Raw genomic sequence first — 16800 nt, 5'->3', positions numbered from 1 at the left:
TGCCTTAGCTGAATTTTGAGATGGGAGTTTTACTGCCCACAATAGCGAGATAAATCCTTTTAGCTTTAAATTGAATCTCTCACTTCCAAATTCTATTGATTCTTTTTTTCATTGCCTTGTTGGTGGCCCCTATTCTCTTGTTGAGATCCCCTTCCATTGTTCCCTTGCTCATTCTCATTATTTCCTTGTTGAGGTCCTCTTCCGTTGTACCCTTGCTCATTCCCATTATTTCCTTGTTGAGGTCCTCTTCCGTTGTTTCCTTGCTCATTCCCATTATTCCCTTGTTGAGGTCCTCTTCCGTTGTTTCCTTGCCCATTCCCATTATTCCCTTGTTGAGGACCTCTTCCGTTGTTTCCTTGCTCATTCCCATTATTCCCTTGTTGAGGACCTCTTCCGTTGTTTCCTTGCTCATTCCCATTATTTCCTTGTTGAGGTCCTCTTCCGTTGTATCCTTGCTCATTCCCATTATTTCCTTGTTGAGGTCCTCTTCCGTTGTTTCCTTGCTCATTCCCATTATTTCCTTGTTGAGCTTCTCTACTGTTATTCTCCTGTTGATTCCTTCTATTTTCTTGCTGAGATCCTCTTCCATTGTTTTCTTTTATTTGCTTCGATGGCTGTTCCTCTGTTTTCTTTTGTTCTTTATGCTCTTGCTTCTCATACTTTTTTTCTTGTACGGGAGACAAATCCATTGTTGCATCAGGAGATGACTCCGGTTGCGATTGCACCTCTTCTTCGTTTTCCACCGGATTAGACGGCGTGGCAGGAGGCGTAAGCGATTTGTTCTTCTCATTCTCTTGCTTTATATAGACACCTGTGCCAATTCCAGCTTTTCTAGCATTCTCTCGTACTTGCATTGTGCTACTTTGATATTCAACTGTAATATGTTTTAGCTCATATTCTTTCTTTAATTCTTTCATTGCCTTTTCCAAAAGTGGTTCTAGTGCCTTGTCCTTTGCAACAGCTGTTAGCATAACTTGCTTATCATTCGTTAAATACTTATCCTCTTGACTTTGCTTTATAATAGTACGTATTACTTCTTGCAATTGTTTATTTTCCCATTGCTTCAATTCTTTTAAAATACGCCTTCCATCATCATTACAAGCCTGCAAATCTATAACACGAAAATCCTTTGTTACGCTCACCTCTAAACTTGGATTTATATCAACTGAGACGTAAGCAAATACTTTTTCTTCTGGTTGGTTGTAGAAAAACAGCACTGCAAATAGAAAACAAGCAACAAGTATTGATGCAGGCTTTAAAAAGGAAGGGATTGAAAAATACGATGCTTTTTGTTCTTGCTCATCAAATGAGATTTCTTCCCCGATTATGCAAGAATCCCCTTTTCTTTTACACGTAATAAACTCTCCATTTGGTGTTAAAACAACTACGCTATGCTTTTTTATATCCATCACAATTCCTTTATTCATCATGCTTCCCTCCCTTTATATAATCAAGAATGTATGTATAGTTGTTTGCAAAGATAATACACATTGCAATGATATATTTTCTATGACGCTCCAATGTTTTGCGACTTACCCTAACACGTGGTTCAATATGTTTAAGCGGTAACTTTTTCTTTCGGAACAGCTCTTCCATCATTTCCTCTTCTTTTATAATAATTTTCACAATTTCTATTAAGTGCTCACGTGTATCACGATGCTTAGGAGATTCTTTAGCAAGCTCTGAGAATGTGATTTTAAACTCAGCTAGCACACTTTGAAAATGAAGAATTTCCTCCTTACGGTTACTATTTTCCATCTCTTTCATATACTCCGTAAGCGACACTTGCATTTCTAACATTTCCTCTTGCTCATCTTCTTTTAAAAAGACAAAGTTATGTTTAGACTCCTTACGTATATAGTCAATTACATCTCTTTTTATAAGAAGATCAGCAAACGCTAAAAAGGATTTTCCTTTTGTATATGAATACTGTTCAATTGCTTCGTTAAACGCAAACAATCCAATGCTATATTCATCATCCTGTTCTGTAATATATCGGCGGCAGACAGATGAAATTGATTTTCTAATAAAAGGCTGATACTGTACGATAAACGCTTCTTTATCTTCTTCGTTGTTTTGTATGTTACATACGATATCTTCTATTTTCGGTTTTCTTAAGATCTTCATTACTAAACTCAACACTTGTAATCTCCCAGCCTCCTTCAAATAGCAAAATGGCCACTGCACAAGTGACCATTTAACCAGATTTTCTTGGTACTTTTCTTCGGTCTTGTTTTCTTGCTGTTAATTATATTTTTCGAGTCTAACTTTTCCCAACGTTTTCTTAATGATTTTCCTTTTCTCTCAGCACTAAAGTTAAGTTTGTATTTTTATCTACTTTCTTATTTTCTACCGTTCGTTTTGCTTATTCTTTTTCTATTTTATCTGCAATTCTTGAATAACTCTCCTCTATATCATTGGTAATTTCATCCTTTTACTTTGGATGCCCACTTAATCTAGTAATTTTATTAATACTTCTATATTCTTTCATAGTCATTTTTCTTCTATTTATTTTCTTCACTATACATATTCGGAGGAATACATAGTTTTATGGGGGTCAAAAAATATTTTTATAAAAAATACATATTTATTTCAAAAATAAAAACCATCAATTTGAAAAAGGAGAATCAAATTGATGGTTTTCTTATAATATCTATTAAATTAAGTTGGATTCTCATCATATCTAAAAAAAGTACTAGCTATCATCTGCCGCTTTTCTCCACTTTTATCTTTCTTGGTTATCATAATATGTCTTATCTGCGTATTTTCTATCATTTCCTTTTAGATAAGCTAAAATTACTTTTGGATTTTTAAGTAAAGTCCAGTCTCCATATGTATCAAATCTTCTGCATGAAGTTATCATTCCATTTTTAATAGTACCGAATTTCTTATTATTTTTCTTTCCCCACTCTTTTAAACGTTTTGCGAAATCTGCATCTTCTGCCATAAGCATGTTTTCATTAAATCCATTGATTGCCATAAAGTCTTTTCTATAGCACCAAAAAATCCCTACAGATATAGCTCCGTACTTAAAAAGTAAAGGGATTATGATTAACATTGCGGAGAGAAATATTCCTAAAGATATTCTTTCAAACTTCCCATTCACCCCACCACCAATGTATTTACCTGAAGCTAAATATTTATCTACATTAGACAACATAGACTCTGTCATTATCGTATCAGCGTCTATAGTAACGATTATTTCTCCACTGGCTATTTTAGCCCCTGCATTTCGAATTTTAGATAAGTTTTTATCGTTATTTTTCAATGTAATACAATTATAAGATTTTGCTATTTCCTCTGTTTTATCTGTACAACGATTTAAAACAACTATAACTTCCGTTTGCTCTTTATATGCCTCTGATGCCTTTGCAATTGAATCTAAACATTTTCTAATGTACTTTTCTTCATTGTGTGCAGGAATTATAATAGAAAACTTCATATCTTTTTTCAAATTGACTCCTGAAGATTCATTTGTCTCAGTCATAATATTCCCCCCTTATTTTATAAGGTTAATATCTACTATACATAAATTATATTAATATTTATTAGGTTATATTATAGAAACTGAAGGTAAAGAGGCTCTTACTGTCGACGTTCAAAAGCAAGACGTACAGCAAGCACCGTTAAAACACTTGCCATAAGCCAACGCTGTACTCGTAGCCACGTCGGGCGTGTGCCAAACCATTTTGCAATTTTACTTGCTGTACATACAATTACAAGGTTAACTATAAAGCTAACAGTGATTTGCGTAAGCCCCAAAACTTCACCTTGAAAAAGCAGCAATCCCTTCTCTGGATCTTAAAATTGAGGTAGAAGTGATACACACAAAATGGAAATATTTGAATTCGAAAGTAACCTATCCGTAGAGCTACTAAAACTACTACGAATAAAGCAAAGCAACATGTAATATTTCGAATCCACTTTTGTATATCACCAAAATACCTTTCTATAAATATAGCGTTGATAGTAAGCATAAGAAATAAAACAAAGAAAGGCAGCGAGGTATAGGTCCATTTTTATCTTCATGGCTGGAATTATACTCCTTACCAAATTTCTAAATGAAATGTATAGCTGAGTAGTTACCTTATTTTTCAAAAAGACATTCTGATTATTTCTTTTTCACTTCTTCTACAAATTCCCATGTCTCTCCGTTATCTTTTGATTGATAAAGTGCACTACTATCGCCATTGTAGTCTCCATCTGCCCCTTGTCCAACTAACATATTAAAAACCCCATCTTTCTCATATGGCATACTAGGAGAATCAAAAGGACTTATTGTGGACTGTGTATGATCTAATTTCACTTCATGCGGCGGATATTCTACCTTTTTGAAAGATACTCCCCCATCATCTGTACGATATAACTCTCCTTCATTACCAGAAGGCCTGATTGCTCCTAAAAACCCAAGTTTATCATTTATAAAAGTGATTCCTGATACACTACCAATCCCCCCATTAAATGGGTCTGGATTGATAACCTCCCATGTTTTCCCTTCATCACTAGTCTTGCTTAATGAATAAAAGGCGCTCCCTAATGCTTTATCTGTCATATTTAGTTTATAACCAACTTCTTTCGATAGGAAAAACTGTTCTTTTTCATTCTTTAAATCTTGTTGTTCCTTCTCTTTAAGCCTATCTTCTTTTGGAGGCGTCTTTGATTTACTCCAACTTGCGTCACTTATTAAATTATATCTAGCAGGGACTAGCTCTTTCTCTTTTCCAGGGACAAATATAGATACAGTATATCCAATGATATCAGAAGCTGCTTCTTTAAGACTCTGCTCCTTACCATCCTCAGTAATATTAATAATTCCCTCTGTATTGGATCCCCAATTTCTTTTTCCATAATAAATCAACCCATACTTACTTTCATTCCATTTTTTGACCGTTTGCTTAACTGGGATCGCCTTAACCGTTTTAATTAAAGGTTCTACTAATTTATCATCATTATAATCAGGCTTTGCGTATCCATCTCGTATTATAGTAATATCTTCTGATTTCTTCTTATTATAAGAGATTAAATAAGTTTCTTCTTTCCCATCAACATTTTTCCCATAAACAAATGTATCAAACGCTGTGATTGTTCCATCTGAATGAAACGTAAGATCAAAATCAGTTGCCATATACAATTTCTTTGGCAAAGGATATTTTTTATTTATATCTTCAAAAATACCTTCTACTCCAGATTTATATATATTATTATGTTTAAGTTTAACTGACCTTTCATGTTTTAACTTTTCTATAAACCATGCCAATTTGCCATTGTAATTTATTGCACTTTTATAAATCTGCATCCCATAAAATGATGTAATTGCAACAATAACGATAATAGAAATGGATCTCCATGCTATTGAATTTGTTAATTTTTTAGATTTATATTCTCTATTTTTTATCACCCGCATTGTAGTAAATGTAGTTATGGATATAAAAAGTACTATACATAATAACAAAATGTAAATATTATAATTCATTCTTCCGTACTTACAGTATAAGGCCAACTCATAACAAAAAATCCCGTATACAATTATTAGTATTGGATTTGTTACTAATGACAGAAGTATCCTTTTTGTATTTTCTCTAAATATAGAAACCACTCCTAATTATATGAATTACTGATATTAAGTATACTTTATTGTAAAGTAACAAAAAAGCTATTTAATCTTGTCGCAAAAAATACAATAAACATATGAATATTATATTCATGTTAAAAAGGCCAACAATCCAAGATTGTTAGCCTCTACTTCCCATATTCGTATCTTTTATCACTTTACTTCCTTACAACTGGAATCCACATTTCACCAAACACTAAGCCGTTTCTTTTCCCCATCTCAACCGTCGTATTTGGTCCACCAACATAAGCAAACTCATTTGCATCTGGTAAAGCTTGACCGAAGGCGATGCCAGTCAACTTATTACTTAACTCTTCAGCTGTTTTGTCTTCCCCTTTTACTACTAAGTATTCTCCCCTCGGAAACTGAATCACTCTAGATTCTTCTTCTATTTGTGCTTCTGTCATGACACCCGCATAATACATCATTTTGTTATTCACCGCTTCGCTCACAGAAAAAATGTATTCATTTGTCGCTAAAGCTTTTAAAGTGTCCAGCCTTCCATCTTCTTTAACAGCCGACCAAAAGTCTTCCTTTTCTTTATTTATTCCAGCAAAGTCTGTGTACTCACTCTTAATTTCAGTTCCAATACCTAACACAATAAAGCTATCTTTTTCTTCTATAGTATAATTTTTCATATACAAAACCTGCCTCTTTTTTTATTAATCAAACGATTTATCTTTTCATCTGATACGTTTATAATATCTTTAAACCATGTCAAAAAATGATACTGTTTAGGAGACCAAAATGAAAAAAGTTGAACGGATTAATACAATTATGCGGTATATCAACAACCGCTCCCACTTTACAATTTCTGAAATCATACGAGAATTTAACATATCACGATCGACAGCTATTAGAGACATTAGAGAAATTGAAGCTATGGGAATGCCACTTGTCGCTGAAGTTGGGAGAACGGGTGGATATTTTGTTATGCATAATTCTATCCTGCCCGTTGTTCGCTTTACTGATAATGAAGTGAAAGCTCTTTTTATTGCCTTTATGGCTACGAGGAATCAACAACTTCCCTATCTAAAAAGTCGTCAATCTTTAGCTGAAAAACTACTAGGACTCATCTCAGAAACCCAGCAAGATGACCTCGTTCTTTTAAATCAACTCTTGCTGTTCCAAGGAACTAATCCTCATAATCCCGATCTACTTGAGCTTTCTGATCTCCCCCATCCTATGTTAGAAAAACTCATTCAAATCCTTCTTTTGGATAACCATTTATTGATTACCATTAAAGAAGATGAAGAAATTAAGTCTTATCCAATTTATCTATTACACCTTTATCAAGAAAAAAGCCATTGGATCATTGAAGGATTTGACTTAAAAGAAGAAAAGAAGTTAATGTTTCCTGTCGATGCTCTCATCAATATCGAACCGTACACGACGAATAAAAGGCTCAATAAGAAAAAGATTTTAGAAAAACTAAGTAAGAAGGCTGAAGCAATTAACCTTGTACTTGAACTTGGTCCAACAGCAATTGCCCAGTTCAAAAAATACCATCCTTTAAAAATTGCAATATCTTATACTAATCCTTACCAATCCACAGCCATTTTAAAAACTTTTATCAATGTTAACAATCCCGATGAAGTGACGGAAATAATAAATTGGCTGCTTTTTCTAGGGAAGGATATTAAAATCAAAGAAATACCCGATGAAGTATTAGCAGATTTACAAAAACGAGTGTGCTTATACATTCCATAAGCAGTGAGCCTCAAATATTAAGCTTTATCACTGGATAATTATCCTATTTTTAAATACCATTTCATTTACTACAATGAGAGCATGATAAATAATAAAAGCACGGAAAATCTCCCGTGCTTTTCTAAATATATATTATTCCTGAAGGTTTCGTTTATCTCGTTTCTTACCCTAACTGACGTTTAAATGCTTTACTGGCGAAAAAGTAAGAGATGACCATTATACCTACGCACCAAGCGAGTGCAATCCAAATATCGTTACCCACAGTTCCTTCATATAAAAGAGCACGAATCGCATTCACGATTGAAGTTACAGGCTGATTCTCTGCAAACGCACGAACAATTTTTGGCATCGTTTCGGTAGGCACAAAGGCCGAACTAATAAATGGAAGAAAAACTAGCGGGTACGAGTAAGCAGTCGCCCCTTCCATAGACTTCGCTTTCAATCCTGGAATGATAGCTAGCCATGTTAGCGCCAGCGTAAACATCCCAAGTATTCCAGCTACCGCGAGCCACTCTAGAATATTAGCACTGGAACGGAAACCCATTAATAATGCAACAAGAATAACCACCACGATAGTAAGTACATTAGCAACAAGAGAGGTTAAAACATGAGCCCACAATATCGATGAACGCTTAATAGGCATCGTAATGAAACGTGCCATCAGCCCACTCTTTACATCCGTAAAGAGTCGCACAGAAGTGTAAGCTACACCGGATGCGATAGCCATTAGCAAAATTCCTGGCAATAAATAATTGACGTAGTTATCTGTTCCTGTCTTTATAGCCCCGCCAAATACGTAAACAAATAATAGCATCATCATAATCGGCGTAATCGCTACTGTAATAATTGTATCCGGGCTGCGCATAATGTTACGCATTAAACGACCTAATAATACACCTGTTTTACTTTTCATTTACATCTCCTCCTTTTTGCCAATGATCGCAAGGAATATTTCTTCCAATGTCGGTTGCTTCTCGATATACTCCACTTTTGCCGGTGGGAACATCTCTTTCAGTTCAGTAAGAGTACCTGTCGTAATAATTTTTCCGCCATGCAAAATAGCGATACGGTCTGCTAGTTGTTCGGCTTCTTCCAAGTACTGGGTCGTAAGCAAGATCGTTGTGCCGCTACCGGCAAGTTCCTTGACTGTATCCCACACTTCAATTCGCGCTTCAGGATCAAGTCCAGTCGTTGGTTCGTCAAGAAAAATAACTGCTGGCGCCCCGATCAAACTCATCGCGATATCAAGCCGGCGCTTCATCCCGCCTGAATACTGATCTGCCCTTTGGTTTGCCGCATCAGTCAGGCTAAATCTTTCAAGCAAATTGTCAGCGACTTGAACGGGATTGGAAACACCACGTAACTTAGCGATCATTATCAAGTTTTCTTTCCCCGTCAACATGCCGTCTAAAGCTGCAAACTGTCCTGTCAAACTGATACTTTGACGAACTTGATCTGGTTGGCGCTGTACATCAAATCCACAAATGCTTACCTCACCGCCATCTTGCTTCATTAGCGTCGAAAGGATGTTGACCGTTGTTGTCTTTCCCGCTCCATTTGAGCCTAGCAGCGCGAAAATTTCGCCACGCTGTACATCAAAATCCACTCCCTTTAACACTTCTTTGTCTTTAAAAAATTTTTTTAATCCTTTTACAGAAATCGCTGCATTGCTCATGCTTTTTCCCCCTTACAAAAATAAATTACCTATACCCTCTATTTAGTACCACTGATATTCTGTAACACTTAGTACTGAGTTAAAAATATAACTGAATAGCGATGGCGGTGGTTCACATTTATGACCAGCTAATCAGTCGGTATTACGTATTGCATTTATTTTTTTCTCAATTTCTTCATAATACTTTCATTCAAATCTTCACGATATTTGGAGACATACGTTTTAGCGTTTGCCACTAGTTCGTCAGCAAAAGATGCCACATCTTCCCCAGTAATATCTAGCACTTGTCTACCTTCCGCTGCACCGGCTTCAAACAAATCGATTAATTCGTACTGAATGTGCAGCATATCCATCCCGTTTCCGGTCGAAAAATTCCACATATAGTTTTGAATTTTCTTAAACACAAACTGATAGTCCTCTGGCAGTGCTGCAACACGTGCCATCATCATTCTGTACTCTTTTTTATCACCGATTAATTTTTTGAATATTTCCAACATGTTATTTTCCTCCTTTTTATAAAGCAGAACAAGAAACTCTCCAAATATGAGCCGAAACATTTTATATTATGAGGCTAGTTTGACTTCAAGACGTTAATTTTTGACGATACAAAATCCCATTTTCTCCAAAATAGTTCAAGCTCCTGACGACCAGCTTCATTTAATGAATAAAACTTACGAGGCGGCCCCATATCTGATGGTTTCTTTTCAATATTCACAAGCTTTTTCTTCTCTAGTCGTACGAGAATGGTATACACCGTTCCTTCCACGACTTCGGTAAACCCAAGATCATTCAAGTGGCGAGTAATCTCATAACCATACGTTTCACGGCGGCTAATGATTTCCAACACACACCCTTCCAGTGAACCTTTCAACATTTCAGTTAAATTTTCCATGTTCTGATCCTCCTTTACCCCCTATTCTGTCTGACTTATATTCAGTATTACAGAGTACTAAGGCGAATTTTTCACTGAACAGTTTTTGTGAATTCGAACTATTCAGTATCACTTATTACATCTACATTGTATGACTAAGTAGCGATAGATGTCAACTGATTTTCAAATTTTTTCTAAAATCCGCTATTACCTATTGTCTGCTGAAAATATTTTGAGAAACAACACTACTCAGTATTGCTTATTACAAGTACATTGTATGACTGAGTAGCGATGAATGTTAACTCGATTTTTATATTTTTTTCTAAAATCAACTATTACCTATTCGATACAGTCTGTTTTCTTTTTTTAAATTTCCCCATACCTATCCCACTAAGAAAAGAAAATACCCCAAAATAAAAATTCTACATTTTTGTTTTGGGGCGCTATACTATACCAAAGTTAATGAATATGGCTAGCTCTTCTTATTTAATAAGACAGATCATTTTTTGTTACGATAACATCATAGCCATATCTTCTGCTGCATTTGTAATTAGTTTTAAACCAAATGTTTCTTGTAATACATCAAGCACGCCAGCTGAAATAAATTCAGGAGCCTTTGGACCGATGCGAATATCTTGAATCCCAAGACTAAATAGCCCTAGTAAAATGGCAACCGCTTTTTGTTCAAACCATGATAGGACAATACTTACTGGCAATTCATTCACTTCACATTGAAAAGCATCAGCTAAAGCAGCCGCTATTTTCACTGTAGAAATTGAATTATTGCACTGTCCTAAATCAATGTAACGCGGAATTTCCGTACCAGGTACAACACCGTAATCCACATCATTAAAGCGGAATTTCCCGCAAGAAGTTGTTAAAATAACCGTTTCTGGCGGAAGTGACGTTGCTAATTCACGATAATATTCTCCGCCTTTTCCCGGTGCATCACAACCGGCGATAACAAAGAAACGCTTTATTTTCCCTTTTTTTACTGCGTCAATAATTTCTGGAGCTAATGATAATACTGTATTATGATGAAACCCTGTCACTAACTGTTCATCCGACTCCATATGTACTTCTGGAAGTTCTAGCGTTTTTTGAATTAACGTTGTAAAATCATCATTTTCAATTTTTTGTACACCTTCTAAACCTGCAATGTCATATGAAAAGAATCGATCAGAGTACGAGCCTTTAATTGGCATAACACAGTTCGTTGTAGCTAATATGGCACCAGTAAATTTTTCAAAAAGGCGTCTTTGATCATACCATGCCTTACCGATGTTTCCTTTTAAATGTTTATATTTTTTCAGCTGCGGGTATCCGTGTGCTGGTAGCATTTCAGAATGCGTATAAATATTAATGTCTTTTCCTTCTGTTTGCTTTAATAGTTCTTCTAATGCAAATAAATTATGGCCCGTAACTACAATTGCTTTACCTTCTACACGATTTTGTGTAATTTGTACAGGTTCTGGCACACCAAAATGATTCGTATGTGCCTCATCCAATAACTCCATCACCCGTAAAGCTGATTTCCCAACTTTCATAGCCATATCAATATGCTCTTGTTCGTTAAAATTAGAATTTGTTAATGTCATATATAAAGCTTCTTGTGTTGTAGCATCTACAAATGCATCCGTATACCCTAGCTGAGCAGCATGTGTGCGATAAGCTGCAATTCCTTTTAGCCCAAACACAATCGTATCTTGTAAACTCGCAATCGTTTCATTCTTACCACAAACACCCATCACTTTACATCCGCCTGTTGGCGTTTGTTCACATTGATAACAAAACATATCATCCCACCCTCTCCCAATCATTCATTACACCTTAAGCATAATACCCATTGAAAAAAAGTGATGTGATATCAATCACAATAATATATAAAGATTTGTGACAGTTCATATTGTTGACATAATATTTTTATTGACACTAAAAAATGTACATTAGTGTGCACACATCTTTCGATACTTTTAAATAGCTAAATAATTAATTTGGAGAAATATATACAACGAAAATTTTTTGAACCCTTATACAAATAGTTGCAATTCATCACATATGAAAATAGACATACAAAAACGCCATCCTTTTCTATCATTCAATAGAAAGAATAGCGTATTTTTTATTTTAAGAAACTATCATTTTTTATTAAAGCCTTTATTGTAAAGCTTTTTATTTACAATACATTTACACTATCTTAACATTACTTACATTATTTATATGATATATTTATATAGAAACTACTTAAGAAATTTCATATACATTTTATCTTTATGATCTCTTATCTAATCAATAAAAAGATCATGTTATATTTTTATAACAGGGGTGAATTAGAATGACTGAAACTTTAAAAACACTTATAATGCTTGATGCTACTTACGTTGTTATAGCAATTATGACAGTTCTAGTATTTGTATACTTGGAATTAAAATCTCAGTAATACATGCTGGCGTAATCGACAGATTCAGCATTTAAATATAGTTAGAAGAAAGAGAGGAGAAAATTATTTCTCCTCTCTTTTGTATTTCTACAATTTCTTATTTTAATAAATCCAATGTATGTAAAAGTAATCCTCTGTCTCCTACTTCTCCATGACCAGGTACTACCGAATTTATATTTCCATATCGCTTCAGCACATTCTCAATCGATGTAGACCATTCATTTACGTATGCATCCGCAACATTTCCTAAATCTTTTGCTTCCGCAGATTTCACTAAACAGCCTCCAGCTAAAATTTTATATTGTGGCAACCAAACAACAATATTATCTTCTGTACGTCCTTTCCCTGGATGGAACGTTTCTACTTTTGTATTGCCAAACTTCAAACTCGTAATTGTTTGTAAATCTCCAAGCGGCTCTTCATATCCATTTTTCTTTGCTAATTCTGCAGTTAATGCTGTACTATGCGCTTTAATACCTCTTTCTTTCAACGTTTTTATTCCGCCAATTCGATCAGCGTGCGCATGTGTAATAATGAAATCCGTTACGCGCTTCTGAAATTTCTTTTCTACCATTTCTATTAGTTCCTTCGTTAATTTGTCGTCTCAATCTGAAACTCCACAATATTCATACTTAATCTCCCCTCATTACAAATACTCCATTTTTCTATTACATTTAAAATCAAAATTGTATTTTGTTAAATTATAACATTCATACTATAATTTATTTATAACCCTTTAACGGAGGTGTTTTCAATGACTCTCTTTGCTTCCCCCTCATTATTCATACTAGCAATTATTTCATTTGCACTAGCCTATTTCATCGGAGTTAAACAATACACTTGGCTCTTATCAGGATTCAATGAACGCCGTGTGCCAGATAAAGTTAGGTTATCAAAAATAGTTGGTCTTTATAATTTAACTGCTGGTATTATCGCCACAATTGGTAGTGTCTTCACTACTCCTAATGTCAAAATCTTATTTCCTATCATTATAATTGGCCACGTTATAATCGCTGCTTATGTAAATACACGCATGGTGCATTGAAAAAAGATCACCCAAATGGATGATCTTTTTTATAATTTATCAACATATTGCTTCGCTTCTAATAAGGAAAAACCAAAAGCCTCTCTTACTCTCTTAACTGCTGTAACTGTTTTTCCTTCTTCCATAAGCTGACGTAACTCTTTATTAATTTCAGGTTCTCTATCTACAATTCCCATTTCTTTCGAAATTAGCTGTAATCTATCTTCCATCCTCTTTAAACGTGCATCCGTTTTCTTTTCGATTCTATTTAATTTTTCAATGATATAAATAAACCCAAGGACCGCTATCGGTATGATCATCCAAAATTCCATGACTATCCCTCCTTATTAGCTTTCATTTGTTTTATTTCACTAACTTGTGTAAATTTCACCACTAAACACATTTAATGTATAATAGTAATATACAACACTGTTAATAAAACCTTTTATTTTAGGGGGACACATTATGAAAAGATTTTTTAAGACGTTACTACAATTTATAGTTCTTTCATTTGCACTACATTTATTATTTGATATCGTTGGCTGGCTTGTTTTCAATGCGCCAATTAAAAATAAACAAATGATTATTTCCTTACTAACAACCTCATGGCTTATGTACATGTACCGAGACAAATTTTTTAAAACATTCACTTCGAATTAACTAAAAAAACTTCATCGATAAAAGATAAAGTTTTTTCTTTTTCTCTCTATTTACTAATGTATAATAGAACTAACATTCTGTCTTTTTAAGAAAGGAGTCACTATGAACTTAAAAAGTAACAATATATACGAAAAAATGAACCAATATTCCGTTGCAGGTTTAAGCCTTGCTATTATACGTGATGGCAAACTAGACGAAACGATTGCCTTTGGAACGCTTGAATCTGGAACAACTAGAACTGTCACTACGAATTCTATATTCAACTCTTGTTCAATTAGTAAATTCATCACTACAATGCTCGTACTAACGTTATCAGATCAAGAAATCATACATTTAGATGAAGACATAAATGATAGACTCACATCTTGGAACATACCTACCAACCTATTTACCTCACAGAAAAAAGTCACCCTGCGAAATTTATTAAGTCACCAATCTGGAATTATTGATCCTCCTAATAGTTTTGGACATTATACATTTGCACAAGGGCGACCAAACATGTCTGAACTCCTTGCCGGTAAAACATCCTATTGCCCAGTACCGATAGAAATAACTTATAAACCAGAAAACGAATTTCACTACTCCGATGCAAACTTTTGTATTATTGAACTACTACTTGAAGATATTACAGGAAGATCATTTAGTCAGTTATTAGAAGAACACATCTTCCAGCCACTACAAATGAAAAATAGTACACTTTTCTCTCCAAAAGACATAGATAAAAGCGATGTTTTTGCTTGCGGACATAATAAAGATAGAACTGTAACAAATGAGAAGTATCCATTTTATCCATTCGCAGCTGCTTCAGGTATTTGGACAACACCAACTGACTTATCAGCTTTAGTTATTGAAATCATTCATTCCTTACAAGGAAAGGGTAAACTAAAACTTTCTCAAAAATTAGTAATAGACATGATTTCTCCTCAAGGTTGCTCAAAATGGACTGGATTAGGTGTTTTTCTAGATGATTCTAATGAAGAATTACAGGTTTATTCACTCGGATGGGGCGTTGGATTTCAATGTATGATGGTTTGTTATCCATACTGCTGGAATGGTGCTGTTATTATGACCAATTCCGATTTAGGTGTTCATCAAATGGAAGGGATCATTGGTGAAGTTGTAAAAACGTTACCCTTATAATGAAAATAAAGAAGCTGTTCCTTCCAGCTTCTTTATCTATATAACATTTTTCGCAACAATTTTTATATGTTCTGGTGCGATAATTTCCGTTATGCTTTCTTGGAAATCTTCCCGCAACATTTCTTCCAAATGTTCTAACTGCACTTCAACATGAGTGCATTCTAAATTATGTATATTTAACAGTGCATAATGATCTTTTTTCTTAATTACTAAATATTGATTTTCCTCTGTCACAAGTACAGAACCTAATCGGACTCCTAATAAGCGTTGATCATCAAACTTCATAATTACTTCTCCTTCCCTCATATAAACGAAACTACAATGAAAATAATTACATTTATGGAAAAACACGCTTATTTAGACTATATCATAATTTACTAAAATAGAAATATCTTTTTCTGTTTCAATAAAAATCCCTATTTTTTCATATATTTCGATACAAAAAACTTTCTCAACATGAAATTAGAATTTTCAGTTTTTAATTCTATGAAAATCTATTATAATAAATTTAATAAATGTTTGACCTCTCCTAATTCATGTACATATGGATGATCAGTAGTTATCACTACTGATCTATTTTTTTGATTTCAGAAAGCAAATATGCTGCATCCTTTCCTACACCACAAATAAGTGCGGAACCCCTTTGAGATTGCCACGGTAATCCGATATAATACAATCCTTTTACTGGACTGATTCCCCTTATATGATTAGGAAATCCTTTCTCATTCACTGCCTGTTCAATTTTAATCCAATTATAATTTTGAACAAAACCAGTTGACCATATAACGCTTTCTGCACTATAAATATCACCATTCTGAAACATAATGTTATTTCCTGATGCACTTACTGCTTTTTCTTGCAGTTTAATTGCTCCATTACGAATAAGTTTCTTACCTTCAAAACCGAAAATAGGGTCCTTTCTCTTCTGAAACCATCTTCCCCTCTTTGTATTTATTTCAGCGTACAATAAACCCACTTTTTCTAGCAGATTAAAAATACTTTTTCCGAAAAGTTGTAACGGTAAAAACGTTAAAGGATGACTAATAGACACCGTAACTTCATGCGTTTTTGCAAGTTCTACTGCTATTTGCATTCCTGAATTTCCGCCACCTACTACAAGTGCCTTCCCCTGTGGAATTTGCGATGATGATCTATATTGTGATGAATGTATTTGAAAAATATGTGATGATAGATTTGCTGAAACTGAGGGAATAAATGGATGCTGAAAACCACCTGATGCGATAATAACTTTTTTCGTTTGTAAAATTTCTGTAGGAGTATATAATTCAAATATTTCTTTTTCTTTCTTTATTTTTAGAACTTCCGTTTGTAATTGTACCGGTAATTGAAAATGTCTTGCATATTCTTCTAAATAAGTTGCAATTTCATCTTTATGTGGAAATTCATTCCTTGCTCCTTTTAATATCCTACCTGGTAAACTACTATATTCACTCGGTGTAAAGAGCCGCAAAGAATCATATCTATTTCTCCATGAATCACCAATTCGGTTTCCTGCCTCGAGTAATAAAAAATTATATCCTGCCTGCTTCAAGTAGTATCCTATTGTCAATCCCGCTTGACCAGCTCCAACAATGATTGCATCTAACATCTTTTCCCTCCTCCTTACAACAAATGAATATATGCTCATTTGTTCATGTATTTTATCATA

The 16800-nt window shown here is 34.3% G+C and carries 17 protein-coding genes and 3 pseudogenes; 4 read left to right on the top strand and 16 right to left on the bottom strand.

What is annotated here, in order from left to right; all coding sequences use genetic code 11:
- Positions 1-92 precede the first annotated feature (92 nt).
- From F3I02_RS26195 to F3I02_RS26165, 7 genes and pseudogenes are all read right to left on the bottom strand, one after another.
- Positions 93-1430 (bottom strand): anti-sigma factor domain-containing protein, encoded by a 1338-nt coding sequence (locus F3I02_RS26195; RefSeq protein ID WP_196478569.1) that lies wholly within the window; start codon positions 1428-1430, stop codon positions 93-95.
- On the bottom strand, positions 1420-2142 hold the full coding sequence (gene sigI, locus F3I02_RS26190) for an RNA polymerase sigma factor SigI (protein WP_002181307.1): 723 nt from the start codon (positions 2140-2142) through the stop codon (positions 1420-1422). The genes F3I02_RS26195 and sigI overlap by 11 nt, the downstream gene beginning before the upstream one ends.
- 583 nt (positions 2143-2725) lie before the next feature.
- The gene (locus tag F3I02_RS26185; protein WP_196478568.1) at positions 2726-3487 is read right to left on the bottom strand and encodes a glycosyltransferase family 2 protein; all 762 of its coding nucleotides are present in this window, start codon (positions 3485-3487) and stop codon (positions 2726-2728) included.
- Positions 3488-3585: 98 nt separating this feature from the next.
- Positions 3586-3855 (bottom strand): annotated as a pseudogene (locus tag F3I02_RS26180) (LysE family translocator); the annotation flags it as partial.
- Positions 3852-4004: pseudogene (locus F3I02_RS26175) on the bottom strand (DUF3963 domain-containing protein); the annotation flags it as partial. The pseudogenes F3I02_RS26175 and F3I02_RS26180, both read right to left, overlap by 4 nt.
- 107 nt (positions 4005-4111) lie before the next feature.
- Positions 4112-5596 (bottom strand): WD40/YVTN/BNR-like repeat-containing protein, encoded by a 1485-nt coding sequence (locus tag F3I02_RS26170; RefSeq protein ID WP_074593070.1) that lies wholly within the window; start codon positions 5594-5596, stop codon positions 4112-4114.
- 173 nt (positions 5597-5769) lie between these two features.
- Positions 5770-6249 carry a GyrI-like domain-containing protein gene (locus F3I02_RS26165; protein WP_000801038.1) on the bottom strand — a complete coding sequence of 160 codons (480 nt, stop codon included), beginning with the start codon at positions 6247-6249 and terminating at the stop codon, positions 5770-5772.
- 109 nt (positions 6250-6358) lie between these two features.
- Between F3I02_RS26165 and F3I02_RS26160 the strand changes: the two genes are divergently transcribed.
- Positions 6359-7321 (top strand): helix-turn-helix transcriptional regulator, encoded by a 963-nt coding sequence (locus F3I02_RS26160; RefSeq protein WP_000755056.1) that lies wholly within the window; start codon positions 6359-6361, stop codon positions 7319-7321.
- Positions 7322-7484: 163 nt separating this feature from the next.
- Here the strand turns inward: F3I02_RS26160 and F3I02_RS26155 are convergent, their stop codons facing one another.
- The 6 genes and pseudogenes from F3I02_RS26155 to bla form a co-directional block, all read right to left on the bottom strand.
- The gene (locus F3I02_RS26155; RefSeq protein ID WP_000837801.1) at positions 7485-8234 is read right to left on the bottom strand and encodes an ABC transporter permease; all 750 of its coding nucleotides are present in this window, start codon (positions 8232-8234) and stop codon (positions 7485-7487) included.
- On the bottom strand, positions 8235-8996 hold the full coding sequence (locus F3I02_RS26150; protein WP_000063324.1) for an ABC transporter ATP-binding protein: 762 nt from the start codon (positions 8994-8996) through the stop codon (positions 8235-8237).
- A gap of 155 nt (positions 8997-9151) precedes the next feature.
- Positions 9152-9493 carry a DUF1048 domain-containing protein gene (locus F3I02_RS26145; protein ID WP_000889650.1) on the bottom strand — a complete coding sequence of 114 codons (342 nt, stop codon included), beginning with the start codon at positions 9491-9493 and terminating at the stop codon, positions 9152-9154.
- 74 nt (positions 9494-9567) lie between these two features.
- Positions 9568-9888: a PadR family transcriptional regulator gene (locus tag F3I02_RS26140; RefSeq protein WP_000429484.1), complete on the bottom strand. Its 321-nt coding sequence runs from the start codon at positions 9886-9888 to the stop codon at positions 9568-9570.
- Positions 9889-10376: 488 nt separating this feature from the next.
- The gene (hcp, locus tag F3I02_RS26135) at positions 10377-11663 is read right to left on the bottom strand and encodes a hydroxylamine reductase (protein ID WP_002082429.1); all 1287 of its coding nucleotides are present in this window, start codon (positions 11661-11663) and stop codon (positions 10377-10379) included.
- 741 nt (positions 11664-12404) lie between these two features.
- Positions 12405-12911 (bottom strand): annotated as a pseudogene (bla, locus tag F3I02_RS26130) (subclass B1 metallo-beta-lactamase); the annotation flags it as partial.
- Between the two features lie 150 nt (positions 12912-13061).
- On the opposite strand from bla, the gene F3I02_RS26125 reads away from it, so the two are divergent.
- Positions 13062-13352: a DUF3784 domain-containing protein gene (locus F3I02_RS26125; protein ID WP_048525556.1), complete on the top strand. Its 291-nt coding sequence runs from the start codon at positions 13062-13064 to the stop codon at positions 13350-13352.
- A gap of 29 nt (positions 13353-13381) precedes the next feature.
- Here F3I02_RS26125 and F3I02_RS26120 read toward each other — a convergent pair whose 3' ends face one another.
- On the bottom strand, positions 13382-13663 hold the full coding sequence (locus tag F3I02_RS26120) for a hypothetical protein (RefSeq protein WP_086409462.1): 282 nt from the start codon (positions 13661-13663) through the stop codon (positions 13382-13384).
- A 133-nt stretch (positions 13664-13796) separates the two neighbouring features.
- Between F3I02_RS26120 and F3I02_RS26115 the strand changes: the two genes are divergently transcribed.
- Positions 13797-13991 (top strand): hypothetical protein, encoded by a 195-nt coding sequence (locus tag F3I02_RS26115; protein WP_196478567.1) that lies wholly within the window; start codon positions 13797-13799, stop codon positions 13989-13991.
- Positions 13992-14093: 102 nt separating this feature from the next.
- Complete coding sequence (locus F3I02_RS26110; protein ID WP_086409460.1) at positions 14094-15131, top strand: serine hydrolase domain-containing protein; 1038 nt, start codon at positions 14094-14096, stop codon at positions 15129-15131.
- Positions 15132-15167: 36 nt separating this feature from the next.
- On the opposite strand, the gene F3I02_RS26105 is transcribed toward F3I02_RS26110, so the two are convergent.
- Positions 15168-15416 (bottom strand): hypothetical protein, encoded by a 249-nt coding sequence (locus F3I02_RS26105; protein ID WP_000666948.1) that lies wholly within the window; start codon positions 15414-15416, stop codon positions 15168-15170.
- A gap of 280 nt (positions 15417-15696) precedes the next feature.
- Positions 15697-16740, bottom strand: coding sequence for a flavin-containing monooxygenase (locus tag F3I02_RS26100; RefSeq protein ID WP_196478566.1), 1044 nt, complete (start codon positions 16738-16740; stop codon positions 15697-15699).
- Positions 16741-16800: the final 60 nt, after the last annotated feature.

The organism is Bacillus sp. SRB3LM (assembly GCF_015712745.1).
GTDB classification, from domain to species: Bacteria; Bacillota; Bacilli; order Bacillales; family Bacillaceae_G; genus Bacillus_A; species Bacillus_A thuringiensis_K.
The sequence above is the reverse complement of the archived record's forward strand: the minus strand, read 5'-3'. Positions and strand labels throughout refer to the sequence as shown.

Bases quoted from the DNA above. Each gene is read 5' to 3' on its own strand.
- F3I02_RS26195 (WP_196478569.1), bottom strand. From the start codon at position 1,430: ATGATGAATAAAGGAATTGTGATGGATATAAAAAAGCATAGCGTAGTT.
- F3I02_RS26185 (WP_196478568.1), bottom strand. From the start codon at position 3,487: ATGACTGAGACAAATGAATCTTCAGGAGTCAATTTGAAAAAAGATATG.
- F3I02_RS26165 (WP_000801038.1), bottom strand. From the start codon at position 6,249: ATGAAAAATTATACTATAGAAGAAAAAGATAGCTTTATTGTGTTAGGT.
- F3I02_RS26160 (WP_000755056.1), top strand. From the start codon at position 6,359: ATGAAAAAAGTTGAACGGATTAATACAATTATGCGGTATATCAACAAC.
- F3I02_RS26155 (WP_000837801.1), bottom strand. From the start codon at position 8,234: ATGAAAAGTAAAACAGGTGTATTATTAGGTCGTTTAATGCGTAACATT.
- F3I02_RS26150 (WP_000063324.1), bottom strand. From the start codon at position 8,996: ATGAGCAATGCAGCGATTTCTGTAAAAGGATTAAAAAAATTTTTTAAA.
- F3I02_RS26145 (WP_000889650.1), bottom strand. From the start codon at position 9,493: ATGTTGGAAATATTCAAAAAATTAATCGGTGATAAAAAAGAGTACAGA.
- F3I02_RS26140 (WP_000429484.1), bottom strand. From the start codon at position 9,888: ATGGAAAATTTAACTGAAATGTTGAAAGGTTCACTGGAAGGGTGTGTG.
- hcp (WP_002082429.1), bottom strand. From the start codon at position 11,663: ATGTTTTGTTATCAATGTGAACAAACGCCAACAGGCGGATGTAAAGTG.
- F3I02_RS26125 (WP_048525556.1), top strand. From the start codon at position 13,062: ATGACTCTCTTTGCTTCCCCCTCATTATTCATACTAGCAATTATTTCA.
- F3I02_RS26120 (WP_086409462.1), bottom strand. From the start codon at position 13,663: ATGGAATTTTGGATGATCATACCGATAGCGGTCCTTGGGTTTATTTAT.
- F3I02_RS26115 (WP_196478567.1), top strand. From the start codon at position 13,797: ATGAAAAGATTTTTTAAGACGTTACTACAATTTATAGTTCTTTCATTT.
- F3I02_RS26110 (WP_086409460.1), top strand. From the start codon at position 14,094: ATGAACTTAAAAAGTAACAATATATACGAAAAAATGAACCAATATTCC.
- F3I02_RS26105 (WP_000666948.1), bottom strand. From the start codon at position 15,416: ATGAAGTTTGATGATCAACGCTTATTAGGAGTCCGATTAGGTTCTGTA.
- F3I02_RS26100 (WP_196478566.1), bottom strand. From the start codon at position 16,740: ATGTTAGATGCAATCATTGTTGGAGCTGGTCAAGCGGGATTGACAATA.